Below are 17,556 nucleotides of genomic sequence, written 5' to 3'. Positions count from 1 at the left end.
ATCCTGTCAAGTGAAATTAACGGTGACAAGCTTATTTGGCGGTATCAATAGCGTTTTTAGACTCTGCTTTTATCTGCTCGCGTTGTTTCTTTTGTCGTCTTCTGTGTGGCGCATACACTACATACCAAAGGATTGCCAAAGGCAACACACCATACATTAAAAGCGTCATAATTCCAGCGATAACCGAGCGCTCAGTGATGGACATCATGAGCACAACATAGATCCACCCGATAGCAACGATATACATGATGTTGATGCGATGATAAAAACCGCAACGATACGCCAAAAAAAGGAAGCAAGCATGAACAAGCCGGATTCTCAAGCCATGGTTACAGCATGGTTATCGCAAGTGACAGATCAGAGTCCCTGGCAATCCTGGCTCAAATCGGTTCAGCCAGCCAACGCCAATCCAATCGCAGACATTCTGAAAGAAGCCGGTGCAAAAATCGCACCGGCCACTGTTACGCGTTTGCAAAATGAATATATCCAACAGTTGGCAGCGCTTTGGCAGAACTTTTTGCTAACGAAGAGTGTGACGGTGCTCACTGACAGGCGATTTTCTTCAGCCGCATGGCAATCGAATACTTTCTCATCATTCAATGCTGCAGTGTATCTGCTCAACGCAAGGTTTCTGATGAGCCTGGCAGAGGCGGTTGAGGCGACTCCCCATATTAAGCAAAAAATCGCATTCGCTGTGCAGCAGATGGTGGACGCGCTGTCGCCGGCGAATTTTCTTGCCACGAATCCCGAAGCGCAGCAAAAAATACTCGACACCAAAGGGGAAAGCCTGGCTAAAGGTCTGGCTCTAATGCTGGCCGATATGCAAAAAGGGCGCATTTCCCAAACCGATGAATCTGTTTTTGAAGTTGGCAAAAACGTTGCGACTTCCGAAGGCTCGGTGGTGTTTGAAAATGCACTGTTTCAGTTAATTCAATACAAGCCATTGACCAAAACTGTATTCGAGAAACCGCTGCTGATTGTGCCGCCTTGCATCAATAAATTTTACATCCTCGATCTGCAGCCGGAAAATTCACTGGTGCGTTACGCGGTGGAGCAGGGTCATACCGTGTTCCTGGTGTCCTGGCGCAATCCCGATGATTCGATGGCCGATGTGACCTGGGATCGATACATTGAAGAAGTCGCGATTGAGGCAATTCACGTAGTGCAAAAACTGAGCGGACAGGATCGTATCAATGCTTTGGGCTTTTGCGTCGGTGGCACGATTGTTTCAACTGCGCTGGCAGTACTGTCTGCTCGTGGCGAGGAACCTGTTGCCAGTCTGACTCTGCTGACGACCCTGCTCGATTTTACCGACACCGGCGTCCTGGATATTTTTGTGGACGAGATGCAGGTAAAGATGCGTGAGCAAGCGATCGGCAAAGGTGGCCTGATGCCTGGCCGTGATCTGGCATCCACTTTTTCCAGTTTGCGCGCCAATGACCTGGTGTGGAATTACGTCCAGTCGAATTACCTCAAGGGCGAGAGTCCGCCGCCATTCGATCTGCTGTACTGGAACGCCGATAGCACCAATCTCCCGGGCCCGATGTTTTGCTGGTATCTGCGCAATACTTATCTGGAAAATAGCCTTAAGGTGCCGGGCAAGTTGACGGTGGCGGGTGAACAAATCGACCTCGGCACCATCGATGCGCCGGTTTTTATTTTCGGTTCGCGTGAAGACCATATCGTGCCTTGGGGCAGTGCCTATGCGTCCACTGCGGTATTGAATCCTGAGCAGCCGAATCAAAATCGTTTTGTGCTTGGTGCATCCGGGCATATAGCGGGTGTCATCAATCCGCCTGCGAAGAACAAGCGCAGTTACTGGACAAACGACACGCTTTCTCCGAATTCTGAAGCATGGTTGGAAACAGCAACAGAGCATCCGGGCAGTTGGTGGCCGGAGTGGTCAGCCTTTTTGTCTGAACATGCAGGTAATCAGGTGAAGGCGCCGAGCAAGCTGGGAAATGCGGCATTTAAACCGATTGAAGACGCGCCGGGACGTTACGTCAAGGTAAGAGCGAACTAAATAACTTGATCTTAACGAAGAAGGAGACAGCATGAAAAAGCGTATCGCTTATGTAACTGGTGGGATGGGTGGCATTGGAAATTCGATTTGCAAGCGCCTTTGCAGCGAAGGATTCACTGTGGTTGCCGGTTGTGGCCCGAATTCGCCGCGCAAGGATAAGTGGCTGTCCGAGATGCGCGCTGAAGGTTACGACGTGCATGCATCGGAAGGCAATGTATCCGATTGGGATTCAACCAAGGCGGCTTTCGACTTGGTCAAGCAGGAAATTGGCGAGGTCGATGTGCTGGTCAATAATGCCGGCATTACGCGTGACGGACAATTTCGCAAGATGACCCTGCAGCAGTGGAATGAAGTCATCAATACCAACCTGAACTCACTGTTTAACGTGACCAAGCAAGTCATCGACGGCATGGCCGATCGCGGTTGGGGACGCATCATCAATATCTCTTCGGTCAACGGTCAGAAAGGGCAGTTTGGTCAAACCAATTACTCCACCGCCAAGGCCGGATTGCATGGCTTCACGATGGCATTGGCGCAAGAAGTGGCAACCAAAGGCGTAACGGTGAACACGGTTTCGCCCGGTTATATCGGCACCGACATGGTCAAGGCAATTCGACCTGATGTGCTGGAAAAAATCGTTGCCGGCGTTCCAGTCAAACGTCTGGGAAAACCGGAAGAGATCGCTTCCATCATTGCCTGGATCGCATCAGAGGAAGGTGGCTACGCGACCGGCGCTGACTTCTCCCTCAATGGTGGTCTGTACATGGCCTAGGAGGCTGTCGGACTTTGGGAGAATCCGTCACAAATTACTCTTAGCGATGGTATTTTTCTCGCTTCGATTCTTCCGGTTCAACAGACACTAAGCAGAAAAGGAGCCGTTTTACAACGGCTCCTTTTCTGCTTCCCGCAAACACCATTCATTGCATTGCAATAATGCAAAAACTGTCCATATGCTGCAGATATCGGTTTTTCCGCTCTATAATGGAATTCCGAAAAAACATGTGACCGTGCATTTTTTGAATGGCTTTAAATGTATTGCGACGCAACAAACTGGAATTTCGATGAATAGTGCAAAAAAAATTTCCGAGCGCTTGATCAAAAAGTATCCGAATCGGCGCCTGTACGACACTCAAACCAGTTCCTACATAACGGTTACCGATGTGAAGCAACTGGTCCTCGATAATGAGGATTTCATGGTAATCGACGCCAAGAGCAATGAAGATTTGACGCGCAGCATTCTGTTGCAGATTATTCTGGAAGAAGAATCCAGCGGGGTGCCGATGTTTTCAAGCACAGCCTTGTCGCAAATCATTCGTTATTACGGACATGCGATGCAAGGCATGATGGGCTCGTATCTGGATAAAAACATCCAGGCTTTCATCGACATCCAGAACAAGCTGACCGAAAACTCAAAAGGCGTCTACGAGGGCAAACCTTTTAGCCCCGAAATGTGGACGCAATTCATGAGCGTGCAGGGACCGATGATGCAAGGCATGATGACCAATTACATCGAGCAGAGCAAAACCCTGTTCGTGCAAATGCAGGAACAAATGCAGACCAAAAGCGCCACCATGTTTAATACTTTTCCTTTTGTTGCTCCCGTTGCTCCCGTTGCCCCCGTTGCCCCCGTTGCCCCTGAAAACGACGACAAGCCCAAATGAGCTGGGCCTATTCCAGGCGAGAACGGGCACGATGAAGTCGAAACTCCTCGTGCTGGCTCGGTAAAAAGCGCTTTCCTGCCGCAGTTTCGGCAAGCGTGACATGAGGAGGGTACAATGACGGATTCGTTTTTGTGCCCTTTTTTCTATGTCTAATGCTTCCCAAGTCGCTTCCCAAATCACGCCCAAAGTCGGTTTCGTTTCCCTCGGTTGCCCCAAGGCATTGGTCGACTCCGAACAAATCCTGACCCAACTCCGAGCCGAAGGCTATGAGACTGCCAGGTCGTATGAAGGTGCCGACCTCGTCATCGTCAATACCTGCGGCTTCATCGACGCGGCAGTACAGGAATCGCTCGACGCCATTGGCGAAGCGTTGCATGAAAACGGCAAAGTTATCGTAACCGGTTGCCTCGGTGCCAAGAAAGACGCCGCTGGCAACGATATCATCTTGTCCGTACACCCGAAAGTGCTGGCCGTCACCGGGCCGCATGCGCTGGGTGAAGTAATGGATGCGGTGCATGTGCATTTGCCCAAACCGCACGCACCATTCTTCGATCTGGTGCCGGCGCAAGGTGTCAAACTGACGCCGAAACATTACGCTTACCTGAAAATTTCCGAAGGCTGCAATCATCGCTGCAGCTTTTGCATCATCCCGTCGATGCGCGGCGATTTGGTATCGCGGCCCGTGGCAGAGATCATGCTGGAGGCGGAAAACCTGTTCAAGGCAGGCGTGAAGGAATTGCTGGTTATCTCGCAAGACACCAGCGCCTATGGCGTCGATGTCAAATTCCGCACCGGCTTCTGGAACGGCAAGCCGATCAAGACCCACATGACGCAACTGGTCGCTGCCCTGGGCGAACTGGCCGCGCAATATGGCGCCTGGGTGCGGCTGCATTATGTATACCCATACCCGCATGTGAGCGACATCATTCCATTGATGGCAGAAGGCAAGATATTGCCGTATCTGGACGTGCCGCTGCAACATGCGCATCCCGATGTGCTCAAGCGCATGAAGCGCCCGGCTAGCGGCGAAAAAAACATCGAACGCATCCAGCAATGGCGCCAATTATGTCCAGACCTGACAATACGCTCGACCTTCATCGCTGGTTTTCCCGGCGAGACTGAAGCCGAATTCGAATATCTGCTGGACTTCCTGAAAGAAGCGCAAATCGACCGGCTGGGTTGTTTTGCCTATTCTCCGGTGGAAGGTGCGACTGCCAACGAGTTGCCTAATCCGGTGCCGGAAGAGTTGCGGGAAGAGCGTCGCGGCCGCATCATGTTGTTGCAGCAAGAAATTTCCAAGAAGCGCTTGCAAGCCAAGGTCGGCAAGACCATGCGCGTATTGCTCGATGAAGTCAGCCGCAATGGCGGCGTGGCGCGTTCTGCCGCCGATGCACCCGAGATCGATGGCGTGGTGTATGTGAAGCCGCCGTTTGAACCGCACCGCAAGTTGGTGGTCGGTGAATTCATTGATGTCACCATCAATGGTGCCGACGCGCATGACTTGTGGGCCGAGGCCTGATTTTTCTGAGGGTCTTGTAGAAGCGTGCCCGCGCGCGAATAGTCCCAAAGGGACTGAATAAACTGGGCTCGCTCAATAATCAACCGCTAAATCGCGTGCAAACCCGCTCCAACAAGTAATTACATAACGGATGAGCGCGCCAGCAGAACAACAAAGGTCAACCATGACACGCAAAAAATCTTTCCAAACCGCGCTTATTCACAGCGACTACCGCGCACCCGAGGGCTTTGCGGCTTTTCCGGTGGCGCTGCATCCGGCTTCCACTGTGCTGTTTTCCAATGTCGCCGCGATGCGTTCGCGCAGCTGGCAGCACAAAAACGCGTATACCTACGGGCTGCACGGTACGCCCACTACCTTTACGCTGGAAGCACGGCTGGCCGAGATTGAAGGCGGCCAGCATTGTCTGCTGGCGCCGAGCGGCTTGGCAGCCATCACGATGGTCGATTTTGCCTTTCTGAAATCCGGCGACGATGTGCTGATTCCAGATAATGTATACAACCCGAATCGCGATCTGGGAAACTGGCTGGCCAAGGATTTCGGCATTACCGCACGCTTTTATGATCCGCTGATCGGCGCCGATATTGCCGCTCTGATTCTGCCCAACACCCGCTTGATCTGGACTGAAACTCCGGGTTCGGTATCGATGGAAGTGCCGGACATTCCGGCGATCTGCAAGGCTGCGCACGAGAAGGGCGTATTGGTCGCGCTGGACAATACCTGGTCGGCCGGGATTGCCTTTCGCGCCTTCGAACACGGGGTCGATATCGTGGTGCAAGCTCTGACCAAGTACCAGTCCGGCGGCTCTGACGTTTTGATGGGAGCAGTCATCACCCGCGACGAAGAACTGAACCGGCGGCTCGGTGCAGCGCACATGCGGCTCGGTTTTGGTGTCGGTATGGATGACGTATACTTGGTGTTGCGCAGCCTGCCAACCATACAGATGCGGCTCAAAGCGCACGATGCGGGAGCCCGTACGGTTGCCGCCTGGCTGAAATCGCGTCCCGAGATCGCTTCGGTGCTGCATCCGGCGTACCCCGACTGCCCCGGACACGCAATCTGGCAGCGCGACTTTCAGGGTGCCGGCGGCCTGTTTTCAGTGATATTCGATGATCGTTACACGGAAGCGCAGACCGATAGCCTGGTCGATGCGCTCAAGCTGTTCAAGATCGGTTTCAGCTGGGGCGGTGCGAACAGCCTGTGCGTGCCATACCGGATGCAAACGATGCGCGCCCACTGGCCGCACAAAGGACAGTTGTTGCGCCTAAATATCGGGCTGGAAGATCCGCAGGATTTGATTGCAGATCTGGAACAGGCGATGAGCAAGGCTTTGTTGTAATTAATATTCGCTAATCAGGGAATTGTTGGCAGTATTTTTTAAGTCTTCCGTAAACAATGCGGGGTATGCATGAAATTCATGCATACCCCTTGTTTTTTGTATTTAAAGCAGCGCTGTATATCCCAATCAAAATAGCGCTATTGTTGCTCTTGTAGGTGCGAATTCATTCGCACATTTACCTATTTCATGCGTACTCGTGCGAATTAATTCGCACCTACGGCGCTGCGGCCTCCACTTGAAAGAAGGCTTAATTTTGAGCAGATTATCGCCATAAAAACGTCACACCGGCATCGCCTTGTTGTCGTTCAGGTCGAGTAAGCCCTTGATCAGGCGATAGGCTTTCCAGATCCATACAATAGCGAGAATCGGGATTCCGATCACCATGCCGAAGAAGGTGAAGATGCAGATCCAGCCGATCACGCTCCAGAACATAAACCACCAGAACGAGCGGATTTGCCAGTTGTGATGACTGTGGACGAAAGTGCCGGCAGCATCGTCGCGTTTAACGTAATTGATGATCAGGGGAATGAACGAGAACAAACCCCAAGAAAATACGAAGCAAGCAGCGTGCAGCAGATACAGCCACCATGCCAGGTTCTTGGCGGATTCCAGCTTGGTATCTAAAACGATTTCTTGCGACATGCGTACTCCCGGTTGGTGAAATGATGGGGGCAGTGGGGTTCTTACCCGAATAATGACAAGATGCCATCGAGTCCGACAAAATTCAAGGCCACGTCCGCTTGCGCACGCACGATCGGCTTGGCGCGAAAGGCTACCGACAGGCCGGCGATACCCATCATTTGCAAGTCATTGGCGCCATCGCCCATCACGATCGCTTCGGCCGGTGTGATGTCAAGGGCCGCGCAGGTGCGTTCCAGCGTGGCTTTTTTTTCTTCCGCATCGACGATGCCGCCCACCACGCGGCCGGTAAGTTTGCCGCCGATGATTTCCAGCACGTTGGAATGGGTGACATCCAAACCCAGGCGGGTTTTCATGCGGTCAGTGAAAAAGGTGAAACCACCCGACACCAGCAGCGTTTTCAATCCGGCAGCTTTGATGGCAGCCAGCATCGGCTCGGCGCCTATCGACAGTTGCAGCCGTTCGTCGTACACGCGCTGCAGCGCGCCGGCGTCTAGTCCTGCCAGCAGCGCGACGCGCCGGGTCAGGCTTTCGCGGAATGCGATTTCGCCGCGCATTGCGGCTTCGGTAATGGCCGCGACTTGCGGCTTCAAGCCTTGCATGTCGGCGATTTCGTCGATGCACTCGATGGTGATCAGAGTCGAATCCATATCCATCGCGATCAGCTTGAAATCGCTCAAGGCGAGATTCGGCGGAACGAAGGCCGCATCCAGTCGGGCGGCGTGGCTTTCAGTGTCTATCTGGGCTTGGATTTCGTCCGAATAGCTGATGTCTTCGCAACGGTAAGCGTTGGCGTGGAGGGTTACGATGTTTTTGGCTTCTGCCATCGCGGCGATGCGCTCGATGGTGGCGCGGTCGGTGCTGGTACCTTGCAGGATCAGATTCATGGTTATTGTTTAAATGTATTCAATGGTTTGGAAGGCATATTTAATGTGCCTTCTGACGTTTTTTCGCTGCTTGGGGCGCATTCTGCATGGTCGGGGGCGCCTTTTCAGACGCTTTCGGCATGCCCATCATCAGCAGACGCATGGTCGATTTCAACTGCGTTACTCGCGCATTCAGGTCGGGCATGCTGATGGTGATCTTCAGTTTGTCTGGGCCACTGAGCTTGAAATGACGGTTGTTCTGGATCAGCTCAATGATGCGCATCGCGTCGATCGGCGGGTTCGGCATGAACTGCAGCAGCGCGGCGTCGTCATGGGCATCGATTTTGACGATGCCGATGGTTTTGGCGGCTACCCGCAAACGATGGGTTTCAACCAATGCCCGCGCCGGATCGGGCAGCTTGCCGAAACGGTCGATCATTTCTTCCTGCAAATCGTCGATCTTGCCCTGGGTGGTGCAATTGGCCAGCCGTTTGTAAAGCGATAAGCGCTCGTGCACGTCGCCGCAAAAATCGCTTGGCAGCAGCGCCGGCGCGTGCAGATTGATTTCGGTGGTGCTGGATAACGGCGCAGCCAGATCGGGTTCCTGGCCGCTTTTCAAAGCACGCACGGCTTCGCTAAGCATGTCGGAATACAGCTGGAAACCGATTTCGGTCATTTCGCCGGACTGATTGTCGCCCAGCACTTCGCCGGCACCGCGAATTTCCAGATCGTGCATCGCCAGATAAAAACCGCTGCCGAGTTCTTCCATCTCCACAATCGCATCCAGCCGGCGCTGCGCCAGTTTGGTCAAGCCTTGCACGTCGTTGACCAAAAGGTAGGCATATGCCTGATGGTGCGAGCGACCGACCCGGCCGCGCAATTGGTGCAATTGCGCCAAGCCGAATTTGTCGGCGCGATGCATGATGATGGTGTTGGCGGTCGGCACGTCGATGCCGGTTTCGATGATGGTGGTGCAGAGCAGGATATTGAAGCGTTGCGCGACGAAATCGCGCATCACTTTTTCCAGATCGCGCTCGTGCATTTGACCGTGGGCGACGGCGATGCGTGCTTCCGGCAATAATTCTTCCAGCATCGCCAGCCGGTTCTGGATCGTTTCGACTTCGTTGTGCAGGAAATACACTTGGCCGCCACGTTTGAGTTCGCGCAGGCAAGCTTCGCGCACCACGGAGTTATCTTCGCTGCGCACGAAAGTCTTGATCGCCAGCCGTTTTTGCGGCGCGGTAGCGATGATCGAGAAGTCGCGCAAACCTTCCAGCGCCATGCCCAAGGTGCGCGGGATCGGCGTCGCGGTCAGCGTCAATACGTCCACTTCGGCGCGCAGAGCTTTCAAAACTTCCTTCTGGCGCACGCCGAAACGGTGTTCTTCGTCGATGATGACCAAGCCCAGTTGCGAAAATATGACATCGCTCGACAGCAATTTATGGGTGCCGATCACGATATCGACGGTGCCGTCGCCCATGCCCTTGATCGCTTGCGTGATTTCCTTGCTGGTGCGAAAACGCGACAGTTCCGCGATGCGCACCGGCCAGTCGGCAAAACGGTCGGCGAAGGTTTGCGCATGCTGTTCGGCCAGCAGCGTGGTCGGCGCCAGAATCGCTACCTGTTTGCCGCCCATCACCGCCACGAACGCAGCGCGCAGCGCGACTTCAGTCTTGCCGAAGCCGACATCGCCGCAGATCAGGCGATCCATCGGACGCCCGGAGGTCATGTCATCGATCACCGCCGTAATGGCGGCGGCCTGATCGGGGGTTTCCTCGAAGCCGAAACTCTCGGCAAAGGCTTCATAGTCGTGCGCCGAATACGCGAACGCATGGCCCTGGCGCAATGCGCGGCGTGCATACAGATTCAGCAATTCGGCGGCGGTGTCGCGGATTTGCTGGGCCGCCTTGTGTTTGACTTTTTCCCAATGGCCGGAGCCGAGTACGTGCAGCGGCGCATCTTCCGGCGAGGCACCGGAATAACGCGAAATCACATGCAATTGCGACACCGGCACATACAGCTTGGTGTCCTTGGCGTATTCCAGATGCAGGAATTCGGTCTCGCCTTCGCCCAAATCCATGCTGGTCAAGCCCATGTAGCGGCCGATGCCGTGGTTGATATGCACCACCGGATCGCCGATCTTGAGTTCCGACAGGTCGCGCACCATCGACTCGACTTGGGTTGTGCCTTCCTGCCTCTTCTTGCCAGCGCGGCGGCCGGAGCCGGCGTATAGCTCGGTTTCGGTGATGAAGATCAGCTTGCCGGCGGCCGCATTCAGTTCAAAACCGGCGTGCAGAGGCGCAACACCCAGCATCAGTTTGTCGCTGCCGGTGGCGAAATCGGCATAGCCATCACAGACCGTCAGGCCAAGCGCGTATTCGTTGAAATACTGCTGCAAGGTTTCGCGGCGGCCGTTGGATTCGGCGCAGATCAGCACGCGTTTATCGGTTTGCAGCAGATAGGCGCGCAAGTTCACCAGCGGGTCATCGGCGCGGCGATTGACTGCGATATTCGGGATCGGTGCGGATAGTTCGGATGCTGTATCGCTGGGCGTAATGATCCAGCGCCCATACGGTTTGACCTGCGTGAAAAATTGTTCGTCGCTCAGGAATAGCGTTTCCGGCGCCAGCAAAGGCCGTTCGCGGTCGGATTTCAGGAATTTGTAACGCGACTGCGTGTCGGCCCAGAAGCGCTTGATCGCGCTATCAATATCGCCCAGCAGCGCGAAAGTGGTATCCGCCGGCAGATATTCGAACAAAGTCGCGGTGTCGTCAAAAAACAGCGGCAGGTAATACTCGATCCCAGCCGCAGCGATGCCGTTGCCGATATCCTTATACGTCGCTGATCTGGACGGATCGCCTTCAAATTGCTCGCGCCAGTGGTTGCGGAAGGTGGTGCGCGCCGCATCGTCCATCGGGAATTCGCGCCCCGGCAGCAGGCGCACTTCCTTCACCGGATACAGCGAGCGTTGCGTATCGGCATCGAAGGTGCGAATCGTTTCAATCGTGTCGCCGAATAAATCCAGCCGATACGGCAGCACGGAGCCCATCGGGAACAAGTCGATCAAGCCGCCGCGCACCGAATATTCGCCCGGCGACATCACTTGCGACACATGGCTGTAACCGGCCAGCGTCAACTGCGACTTCAGGCGCGCTTCATTGAGTTTCTCGCCCTGCTTGAAAAAGAAGGTGTAAGCGGCCAAAAAAGACGGCGGCGCCATCCGTACCAGCGCCGTGGTGGCCGGCACGATCAGCACGTCGCAATGGCCGTTCTGGATTTCATACAGCGTCGCCAGCCGTTCGGATACCAGATCCTGGTGCGGCGAAAACGCGTCATAGGGCAGGGTTTCCCAGTCCGGCAGCAAGTGGCAGCGCAGCGAGCCCGAGCCCTGTTCTCCGAACCATGGAATTTCATCGCGCAAGCGCTGCGCATCGCTGGCGTTGGCGACCACGATGGCCAGCATGCGTTTTTCTGATTTCAGCGCAATCGCCGCTTGCGCCAACGCAAACGCATCGGCCGAGCCGTGCAAGGTTGGCAGCACGAAACGATGGCCGGATTGGGGGAGATGTTTTATAAGGTCAAAAGACATTCGGTAATGACAGGCAGTGTGTCATGAGAGTCAAAGATTGCCGGTTTGGCAGGGTTTGATGATTGAAATCGGAGCCTGCATTATAGGGGAATCTCCGCAGCCGGTTGCGAAGTAGAGGTGTAGTAGGGGTGTCGTAGGGGTGCGCATGGCGTGCCATGCGCCTACGAAACGGCACAGGCTTTTTGCAAGCCTGTGCGCGCCAATCGGCGTAGATAAAACTGTTGGCAGGTTGCGCAACTGCAGGCAGCTTGCTTAGATATACCCCAAAACACGCCACCAGATTCCACCCACCACTACCAAAATCAGCAGGTTGACCACGCTCATCACTGCGCCGGCTTTCCACCATTCATTCAAGGTGGTGTAGCCCGAGCCGAAAATGATGGGCGCCGTGCCTGTGGCGTAGTGGGTCAATGACATCATCAGCGAAGACGAAAAAGCCAACAGCAAAGCCAGCAGCATTGGCGGTGCGCCCAGCGCCACGCCGGCGGTAAAGAAAGCGGCAAACATGGCGGTGATGTGGGCTGTAGTGCTGGCAAAAAAGTAATGCGAGTAGAAATAAATCAGCACCAAAATGGCGGTGGCGCTGATCCAATTCAGGCCCAGATAGCTAATGCCGTTTTGAATGCTCAGCGAAAACCAGCCAATCAAACCCAGCTTACCCAGAAAAGAAGCCATCATCACCAATGCCGCAAACCAGATCAAAGTGTCCCAGGCGGTCTTGGCTTTGAGAATATCGTCCCAAGCCAGCACCCCGGTAATGATTAACAGCGCCAAGCCAATGATGGCCGTGGTCGTGGCGTTGAGATCGAAAGCTGGGCCAAACAACATGCTCGGCACCCCGGCCCACATGAACAGCATCAGCCCTGAAACGGCCAGCGTGATGAACTCTGACATCTTCAATGGCCCCAGTTTGACCAACTCGGTTTTGGCAAAGACTTTGGCGTCGGGGGTGTTTTTGATTTCAGGCGGAAAAAGAAAATACAACACCAGCGGCATCAGCAACAGCATGCACAGACCCGGCAGCAGCGCAGCCAAGGCCCATTGGCCCCAAGTGATACTGATGTTCGAGTTTGTCGCTTTGGCAATCAAATCCACGATCAAGGGATTGGGCGCGGTGGCCGTGATGAACATGGCTGACGTGATCGGGTTGGTGTTGTAGTTCACCAGCGCCAGATACTTGCCAATTTTGTTCGAAGTGCCCAATTCAGGGCTGGAACCAAAGCTATCCGCAATCGAACGCATGATAGGGTGAATAATGGCCCCGCCGCGCGCGGTATTGCTGGGCGTTACCGGAGCAATGACCAGCTCCGAAAAAACCAGACCATACGCCACGCCTATGGTTTTCTTGCCAAACAGCGCAATAAAATAATAGCCAATGCGTGTGCCCAGTCCCGTTTTAGTCAAGGCCACTGCCATCATCACGGCAATCGCAATCAACCAGATCAGCGGGTTGGAAAAACCACTTAAAGCATCGGCAATCGCGCCATCCGGATTGCCCGGACGGGTCACTTCTGTCACTGCTACCAAAGAGATGCCCACAATCGACAAAGCGCCAATCGGCATGGCTTTGCCAATAATGGCGGCAATGGTTCCGATAAATATCGCCAGTAAATGCCACGCTTCAGGCGTAACTTTGTCAGGAACTGGAATGGCAAACCAGATTAGAACGGCAAGGGCCAGTGCAATGGCGGTTGGAATTGGCTTAGGAAGTGACAGCTTATTCATCGCATTTGCCACCTATAGCCGTGGTGCAGCTGTAGGCAGCAAAAAGGAATTTCTGAAGATTAACGACTTTATATTTCATAATTTTGTGAGGTAGGGTAAAGGAAACTTAATTGCAAGTAAGAATTCCCGCACTGTACCTCTTTGCCGCATTTATTTGTTTGATATGTATCAGTAGCCGTATTGACGTTTATCAATGAAAAATCACTAATAACGAAAGTTATATGCCGTTAGTGTTCGCTCGGTATAAAACCGCCTGCAGCAAACCGCCAAAACGCATCATTGCAGCCATGATGGGTAAACTGCGTTGCAGTGTGCTAGATAAGATACACAGGCAGTATTATTTTTATCCGAAATGAAATAATGCGGTAAACGCATGATTTATAATTTTTTATTGGGAGTATGTTTTGTCCGCCACCTGCTGCGCGGCGCTGCCTGCGCTTTTTGAACACATCGCCGATGGATCTGTGCGAACTCGGCAAAAGGATATCGCAGCCGGATATCGCAGCCCACCTCGACCGTGAAACCACCCGCATCGATGGTCTGATCAGCAAGAAAATCCGCTTTATCGAACTGCTGCGCATATCTGTAATCGCTGTCAACCGAATATATCCTGCCGCGTTCTGGTCTCATGCCGCGACCAATGCGGATTTTGAAACCTGACTATTCGAAGGATTGAAAATGAAAAAACTACTGAGCATCGCTGCACTCATCCTGGCATTTTCACCACTGGTACAAGCGCAGAACAGCGGTGCGGGATTGCCTGGCCATCCAGACGCCCGAAACGATCGAAACGGGGCAGCCAATTACTCTGGAGCACCGATGCATAATGATCGTATGGGCGCTAAACCGATGCGTCATGCAAAGCCTATGCATCATGTGAAGCATCATCCAAAGCGCCATCCGAAACATCATCGCCATATGGTTTACGCAAAATAATTTTCCGCAAGGAAACATGCAAAGCGCGCAGTTTGGCTGCGCGCTTTGCGTTTACGTGGAGTATTTTTAAGTGGCGCAATATAAATACGCGCAAAATGGCATGAAAATTTCCATACTCCATAGTCAAGTTATATCGGCTGCTGCGCCATCAATACATTCCTGCGTCTGCCGGCATGGCAACTCTTGCGCTGTTGCTGGGCTTGCTGTGCTTCCACCATCCGGCCCTGCATCCGTAGCGCGGCCACCAGCACTTTCCAGCCCAGATCGTGGCGGGGAAAAGCGCGTGTGACGCTGCGCGCCAGCGTTTCGGCCTCGTCATAACGTGCGTCTCGATAGCGGGCCAGCAGCAGATGGATTTCCCCGCGGCTGGGCACATGGCCGCAGCCCATGTCCATTTTCCACGGCCATCCCGGCCGCTTGGCGGTGTAGCAGGGATTGGGCGGCCGGGCCAGCTTGATGCTGGCGGGGCGCTCTTGTGTTTTTTTAACTTCCTGTGCTTTTTCAATTTCTTGCGGTGGCGCAACTTGTGTCGTCTGTGCGGTCGGCGCGATGCTCGGTGCCGGTGCAGCAGACCGCGGCTTGCCGGCCTGAATCAGGGCGTCGATATAACTCAGCCAATATTGCCCCTGCGTCGAGGACGACTGGGATTGCTTGAGGGCGTGGTACAAGCTTTCAGCCTCTTGCCATTGGCCGGCCTGACAATGCGCAATCGTTTGTTGAATCGCCTGCTCTAGCGACATCGAAGGTTTTTGCTGTGGAAATACAAAGTTGGACATAGCAAGTAGGTACGATCAGGGAAGCGGCATTATCCTCGAAACTGCCGTGGATAGTGGAGGCAAAGGGCCGGGTGAAGCAGATGCTGTGTCGATGCTTTGAACATTGCGGCTGGCTGGCAATGGAATCTTATATGATCGACTGCTCAGGCGTCCTGCGGGTCGGCTTGCATGAAGGCAGCGCGCATGTCATTGCCGGCAATCGCCTCGAAATCGACACGGCTTTTACCGCAGGAAGTCTGTAAGCGGTCAACCAGGTCGCAAAAAGAAAAATCGTGGCGCAAGTCGAGCTGAATCGCACGTTTTGGAAGCGCCAGTTGGTACGTTGCTTCATCACCATTTTTGGCAGAATAAACGATGCGGTTGAAGCTGCCGCTGGCGCCGCTCCACCATATTCTTGAATCAAAAGCGTCATACAGTCGCTGCATGACGGGAGCAAGATCGTCGGCATCTCCCCAAAGATTCGATACCAGAACGCCATCGCGGCTTAGTACGCTGTTGCAGCGCCGATAAAATGCTTCGGTACTGAGCGACGGCGCGAGGCCGTCGGCAGTGAAGCCATCATGCAAGATGATGTCTACCTTGTGGTCCATGGCGGCCAGATAGTCGGCAGCATCGGCGTGAATAATCTGAAAGCGCGCGTCGTTGTCGGGAACGACGAATTTGCCGCGTAAATTAATCACATCGTTATCGAGTTCAAGCACGGTAATGCGGGTTGCCGGCAGCGTGCGATGGCAATATTTGGCAAGCGAACCGCCGCCCAATCCAATCATCAGAATATGTTGCGGCTCTGGATTAAAAAGCAGGAAAGCCATCATTGCCTGCGTGTAACTCAGCAACAACCGTTTTGGTTCCGAAATGAGCATTGCGCTTTGAATGAATCTGCCATCGAAGTGCAAGGTGCGCATGTCGCCGTGATCGAACGCAAAGGGTTTGCCTTCACTTTTATGCAGATCATCTTCAAAGCGACTGGGGAGGGTGATGTCGTCATCACGGTTTGATTTTTTCATATTGACTAGTTTGATAAGCGCTTGATAAAGCTTGAATGATTGTTTAGGCGCGCAGGGCGTGAGGAGGAGGTCAATTGTACGCGGACCGTCGCGGCAGATTATTAGTCGGGATTCGGAGCCTGTCTTGCCATAAATCGTCCCAAGCTGCCCGCGCTGACATGGAGCAGAACGCCCCTTGCCCGTTATTTGCGCCAATAGGAAAATTCGGTTTCGTAGCAATCGCCATCCATCTCGGCGACCTTGTTCTGCAGATGGGATTGCGCGTCCAGTATCGCCTGGTTATAAATGCTGGGACCGATTTCCCTGACGCAGAAATCCAGCAAGAGTTTGGCTTTCAGGTCGCCGGCTGGCTCGTCCATGTTTTCTGCAAAATAACGCTGGATCGACGCAATCAGGCGCTGTTGGGTTTCTTCCCTGAGTTTGATGGTCATGTTAATTTTTGTGATAGTGATGGTTGAGCCTGATTGAACGATGCATTTATGGCGAGTATTTTAAAGCACCGCAATAAAAATATGCGAAAAATGCCATAAAAATGGCAATACTCCAGGCAACGTAGGGCGTAATAAGCGCCGCGCATTACGCCGCACACCACGCAGAATCAAATGATGCAATATCTATCCAGACCAAATGGACAACGGGTTTGCCGGAGTCATTTTTGTGATGACGGCGCATCGGTGCGCGTGGCGCACCCTACAATACGTTTTGCGTAAGCTCTTACTCCGAACCATGAACCAAAATCCAATGCATCAACCTCGCCACTTCGCTCTGATCCCCGCCGCCGGCGTCGGTGCCCGCATGGAGGCCGATTGCCCCAAGCAATATTTGCCGCTGGCCGGCCAGCCGATGTTGCGCCATACCGTGGCGGCTTTTTTGAACAATTCCCTGATTGCGCACACCTTTGTGGTGGTTAGCCCAAACGATGCGTATATCGACCATGTGCTCGGTGCGTTGGCGGGCGTGACGGTGTTGCGTTGCGGCGGCGCGACCCGCAAGGAGTCGGTGAGCAATGGTTTGCAGGCGCTGCGCGATCAACTTGCCGCCGACGATTGGGTGCTGGTGCATGACGCGGCGCGTCCCGGCCTGACGCCGGCTTTGATCGCTAAACTGATTGCCGCCATCGGCGACCATCCGGTTGGTGGCCTGCTGGCGCTGCCGGTGGTCGATACCGTCAAGCGGGTGGAAGCGGGGCGGGTGCAGACGATTGCACGGGACGGTTTGTGGCTGGCGCAGACGCCGCAAATGTTTCGTTACGCCTTGCTGGAGCGGGCCTTGCGCGAAGTGGAAGATGTCACCGACGAGGCCAGCGCAATCGAAGCCATCGGCCAGACGCCGCTATTAGTGGAAGGCCATGCTTGCAATTTAAAGGTGACGCGGCAAGAGGATATTGCTCTGGCGGAGTTGTTTTTATCTGCCGGATTGTAAAATGATTGCAAAACATATACTACTAAATGTATTTTTAATACCCGCTTTATTCATGTG

16 protein-coding genes are annotated in these 17,556 nt (G+C 53.9%); 8 read left to right on the top strand and 8 right to left on the bottom strand.

Annotation, left to right across the window (positions count from 1 at the left end):
• Positions 1-31: 31 nt before the first annotated feature.
• Positions 32-247: a preprotein translocase subunit YajC gene (gene yajC, locus KGFNPO_RS09670; RefSeq protein WP_472631091.1), complete on the bottom strand. Its 216-nt coding sequence runs from the start codon at positions 245-247 to the stop codon at positions 32-34.
• 54 nt (positions 248-301) lie between these two features.
• Here yajC and phaC point away from each other — a divergent pair, with 54 nt between their 5' ends.
• The 5 genes from phaC to KGFNPO_RS09645 all read left to right on the top strand — a co-directional run bounded on the left by phaC (position 302) and on the right by KGFNPO_RS09645 (position 6,539).
• Positions 302-2,023: a class I poly(R)-hydroxyalkanoic acid synthase gene (phaC, locus tag KGFNPO_RS09665; RefSeq protein WP_472631090.1), complete on the top strand. Its 1,722-nt coding sequence runs from the start codon at positions 302-304 to the stop codon at positions 2,021-2,023.
• 31 nt (positions 2,024-2,054) lie between these two features.
• On the top strand, positions 2,055-2,795 hold the full coding sequence (locus tag KGFNPO_RS09660; RefSeq protein ID WP_472631089.1) for a 3-ketoacyl-ACP reductase: 741 nt from the start codon (positions 2,055-2,057) through the stop codon (positions 2,793-2,795).
• A 289-nt stretch (positions 2,796-3,084) separates the two neighbouring features.
• Positions 3,085-3,684 (top strand): polyhydroxyalkanoate synthesis repressor PhaR, encoded by a 600-nt coding sequence (gene phaR, locus KGFNPO_RS09655; RefSeq protein WP_472631088.1) that lies wholly within the window; start codon positions 3,085-3,087, stop codon positions 3,682-3,684.
• A gap of 145 nt (positions 3,685-3,829) precedes the next feature.
• Positions 3,830-5,203, top strand: a complete 1,374-nt coding sequence (gene rimO / locus KGFNPO_RS09650) for a 30S ribosomal protein S12 methylthiotransferase RimO (RefSeq protein WP_472631087.1) — start codon at positions 3,830-3,832, stop codon at positions 5,201-5,203.
• A gap of 163 nt (positions 5,204-5,366) precedes the next feature.
• The gene (locus KGFNPO_RS09645) at positions 5,367-6,539 is read left to right on the top strand and encodes a cystathionine beta-lyase (RefSeq protein WP_472631086.1); all 1,173 of its coding nucleotides are present in this window, start codon (positions 5,367-5,369) and stop codon (positions 6,537-6,539) included.
• A 279-nt stretch (positions 6,540-6,818) separates the two neighbouring features.
• Here KGFNPO_RS09645 and KGFNPO_RS09640 read toward each other — a convergent pair whose 3' ends face one another.
• The 4 genes from KGFNPO_RS09640 to KGFNPO_RS09625 all read right to left on the bottom strand — a co-directional run bounded on the left by KGFNPO_RS09640 (position 6,819) and on the right by KGFNPO_RS09625 (position 13,358).
• Positions 6,819-7,181: a DUF4870 family protein gene (locus tag KGFNPO_RS09640; protein ID WP_472631085.1), complete on the bottom strand. Its 363-nt coding sequence runs from the start codon at positions 7,179-7,181 to the stop codon at positions 6,819-6,821.
• 41 nt (positions 7,182-7,222) lie between these two features.
• Positions 7,223-8,065 carry a phosphoserine phosphatase SerB gene (gene serB, locus KGFNPO_RS09635; protein WP_472631084.1) on the bottom strand — a complete coding sequence of 281 codons (843 nt, stop codon included), beginning with the start codon at positions 8,063-8,065 and terminating at the stop codon, positions 7,223-7,225.
• A gap of 40 nt (positions 8,066-8,105) precedes the next feature.
• Positions 8,106-11,633: a transcription-repair coupling factor gene (gene mfd, locus KGFNPO_RS09630; RefSeq protein ID WP_472631083.1), complete on the bottom strand. Its 3,528-nt coding sequence runs from the start codon at positions 11,631-11,633 to the stop codon at positions 8,106-8,108.
• 252 nt (positions 11,634-11,885) lie between these two features.
• Positions 11,886-13,358 carry a DASS family sodium-coupled anion symporter gene (locus KGFNPO_RS09625; RefSeq protein WP_472631082.1) on the bottom strand — a complete coding sequence of 491 codons (1,473 nt, stop codon included), beginning with the start codon at positions 13,356-13,358 and terminating at the stop codon, positions 11,886-11,888.
• Between the two features lie 456 nt (positions 13,359-13,814).
• Here KGFNPO_RS09625 and KGFNPO_RS09620 point away from each other — a divergent pair, with 456 nt between their 5' ends.
• Positions 13,815-14,018: a hypothetical protein gene (locus KGFNPO_RS09620; RefSeq protein ID WP_472631081.1), complete on the top strand. Its 204-nt coding sequence runs from the start codon at positions 13,815-13,817 to the stop codon at positions 14,016-14,018.
• A gap of 18 nt (positions 14,019-14,036) precedes the next feature.
• A complete protein-coding gene (locus KGFNPO_RS09615; protein ID WP_472631080.1) occupies positions 14,037-14,294 on the top strand; it encodes a hypothetical protein in 258 nt (85 codons plus the stop codon).
• A gap of 128 nt (positions 14,295-14,422) precedes the next feature.
• Here the strand turns inward: KGFNPO_RS09615 and KGFNPO_RS09610 are convergent, their stop codons facing one another.
• From KGFNPO_RS09610 to KGFNPO_RS09600, 3 genes are all read right to left on the bottom strand, one after another.
• Positions 14,423-15,070 carry a hypothetical protein gene (locus tag KGFNPO_RS09610; protein WP_472631079.1) on the bottom strand — a complete coding sequence of 216 codons (648 nt, stop codon included), beginning with the start codon at positions 15,068-15,070 and terminating at the stop codon, positions 14,423-14,425.
• Positions 15,071-15,213: 143 nt separating this feature from the next.
• On the bottom strand, positions 15,214-16,077 hold the full coding sequence (locus KGFNPO_RS09605; RefSeq protein WP_472631078.1) for a fused MFS/spermidine synthase: 864 nt from the start codon (positions 16,075-16,077) through the stop codon (positions 15,214-15,216).
• Between the two features lie 182 nt (positions 16,078-16,259).
• A complete protein-coding gene (locus KGFNPO_RS09600) occupies positions 16,260-16,508 on the bottom strand; it encodes a DUF2164 domain-containing protein (protein ID WP_472631077.1) in 249 nt (82 codons plus the stop codon).
• 310 nt (positions 16,509-16,818) lie between these two features.
• On the opposite strand from KGFNPO_RS09600, the gene ispD reads away from it, so the two are divergent.
• Positions 16,819-17,499, top strand: coding sequence for a 2-C-methyl-D-erythritol 4-phosphate cytidylyltransferase (gene ispD / locus KGFNPO_RS09595; RefSeq protein WP_472631076.1), 681 nt, complete (start codon positions 16,819-16,821; stop codon positions 17,497-17,499).
• Positions 17,500-17,556: the final 57 nt, after the last annotated feature.

This window comes from Gelidimonas diazotrophica, assembly GCF_055694025.1.
This window is presented reverse-complemented; position numbering and strand designations above follow the sequence as displayed.

Excerpts from the sequence above, each read along its gene's own strand:
- yajC (WP_472631091.1), bottom strand. The coding sequence starts at position 247 with ATGTATATCGTTGCTATCGGGTGGATCTATGTTGTGCTCATGATGTCC.
- phaC (WP_472631090.1), top strand. The coding sequence starts at position 302 with ATGAACAAGCCGGATTCTCAAGCCATGGTTACAGCATGGTTATCGCAA.
- KGFNPO_RS09660 (WP_472631089.1), top strand. The coding sequence starts at position 2,055 with ATGAAAAAGCGTATCGCTTATGTAACTGGTGGGATGGGTGGCATTGGA.
- phaR (WP_472631088.1), top strand. The coding sequence starts at position 3,085 with ATGAATAGTGCAAAAAAAATTTCCGAGCGCTTGATCAAAAAGTATCCG.
- rimO (WP_472631087.1), top strand. The coding sequence starts at position 3,830 with ATGTCTAATGCTTCCCAAGTCGCTTCCCAAATCACGCCCAAAGTCGGT.
- KGFNPO_RS09645 (WP_472631086.1), top strand. The coding sequence starts at position 5,367 with ATGACACGCAAAAAATCTTTCCAAACCGCGCTTATTCACAGCGACTAC.
- KGFNPO_RS09640 (WP_472631085.1), bottom strand. The coding sequence starts at position 7,181 with ATGTCGCAAGAAATCGTTTTAGATACCAAGCTGGAATCCGCCAAGAAC.
- serB (WP_472631084.1), bottom strand. The coding sequence starts at position 8,065 with ATGAATCTGATCCTGCAAGGTACCAGCACCGACCGCGCCACCATCGAG.
- mfd (WP_472631083.1), bottom strand. The coding sequence starts at position 11,633 with ATGTCTTTTGACCTTATAAAACATCTCCCCCAATCCGGCCATCGTTTC.
- KGFNPO_RS09625 (WP_472631082.1), bottom strand. The coding sequence starts at position 13,358 with ATGAATAAGCTGTCACTTCCTAAGCCAATTCCAACCGCCATTGCACTG.
- KGFNPO_RS09620 (WP_472631081.1), top strand. The coding sequence starts at position 13,815 with ATGGATCTGTGCGAACTCGGCAAAAGGATATCGCAGCCGGATATCGCA.
- KGFNPO_RS09615 (WP_472631080.1), top strand. The coding sequence starts at position 14,037 with ATGAAAAAACTACTGAGCATCGCTGCACTCATCCTGGCATTTTCACCA.
- KGFNPO_RS09610 (WP_472631079.1), bottom strand. The coding sequence starts at position 15,070 with ATGTCCAACTTTGTATTTCCACAGCAAAAACCTTCGATGTCGCTAGAG.
- KGFNPO_RS09605 (WP_472631078.1), bottom strand. The coding sequence starts at position 16,077 with ATGAAAAAATCAAACCGTGATGACGACATCACCCTCCCCAGTCGCTTT.
- KGFNPO_RS09600 (WP_472631077.1), bottom strand. The coding sequence starts at position 16,508 with ATGACCATCAAACTCAGGGAAGAAACCCAACAGCGCCTGATTGCGTCG.
- ispD (WP_472631076.1), top strand. The coding sequence starts at position 16,819 with ATGCATCAACCTCGCCACTTCGCTCTGATCCCCGCCGCCGGCGTCGGT.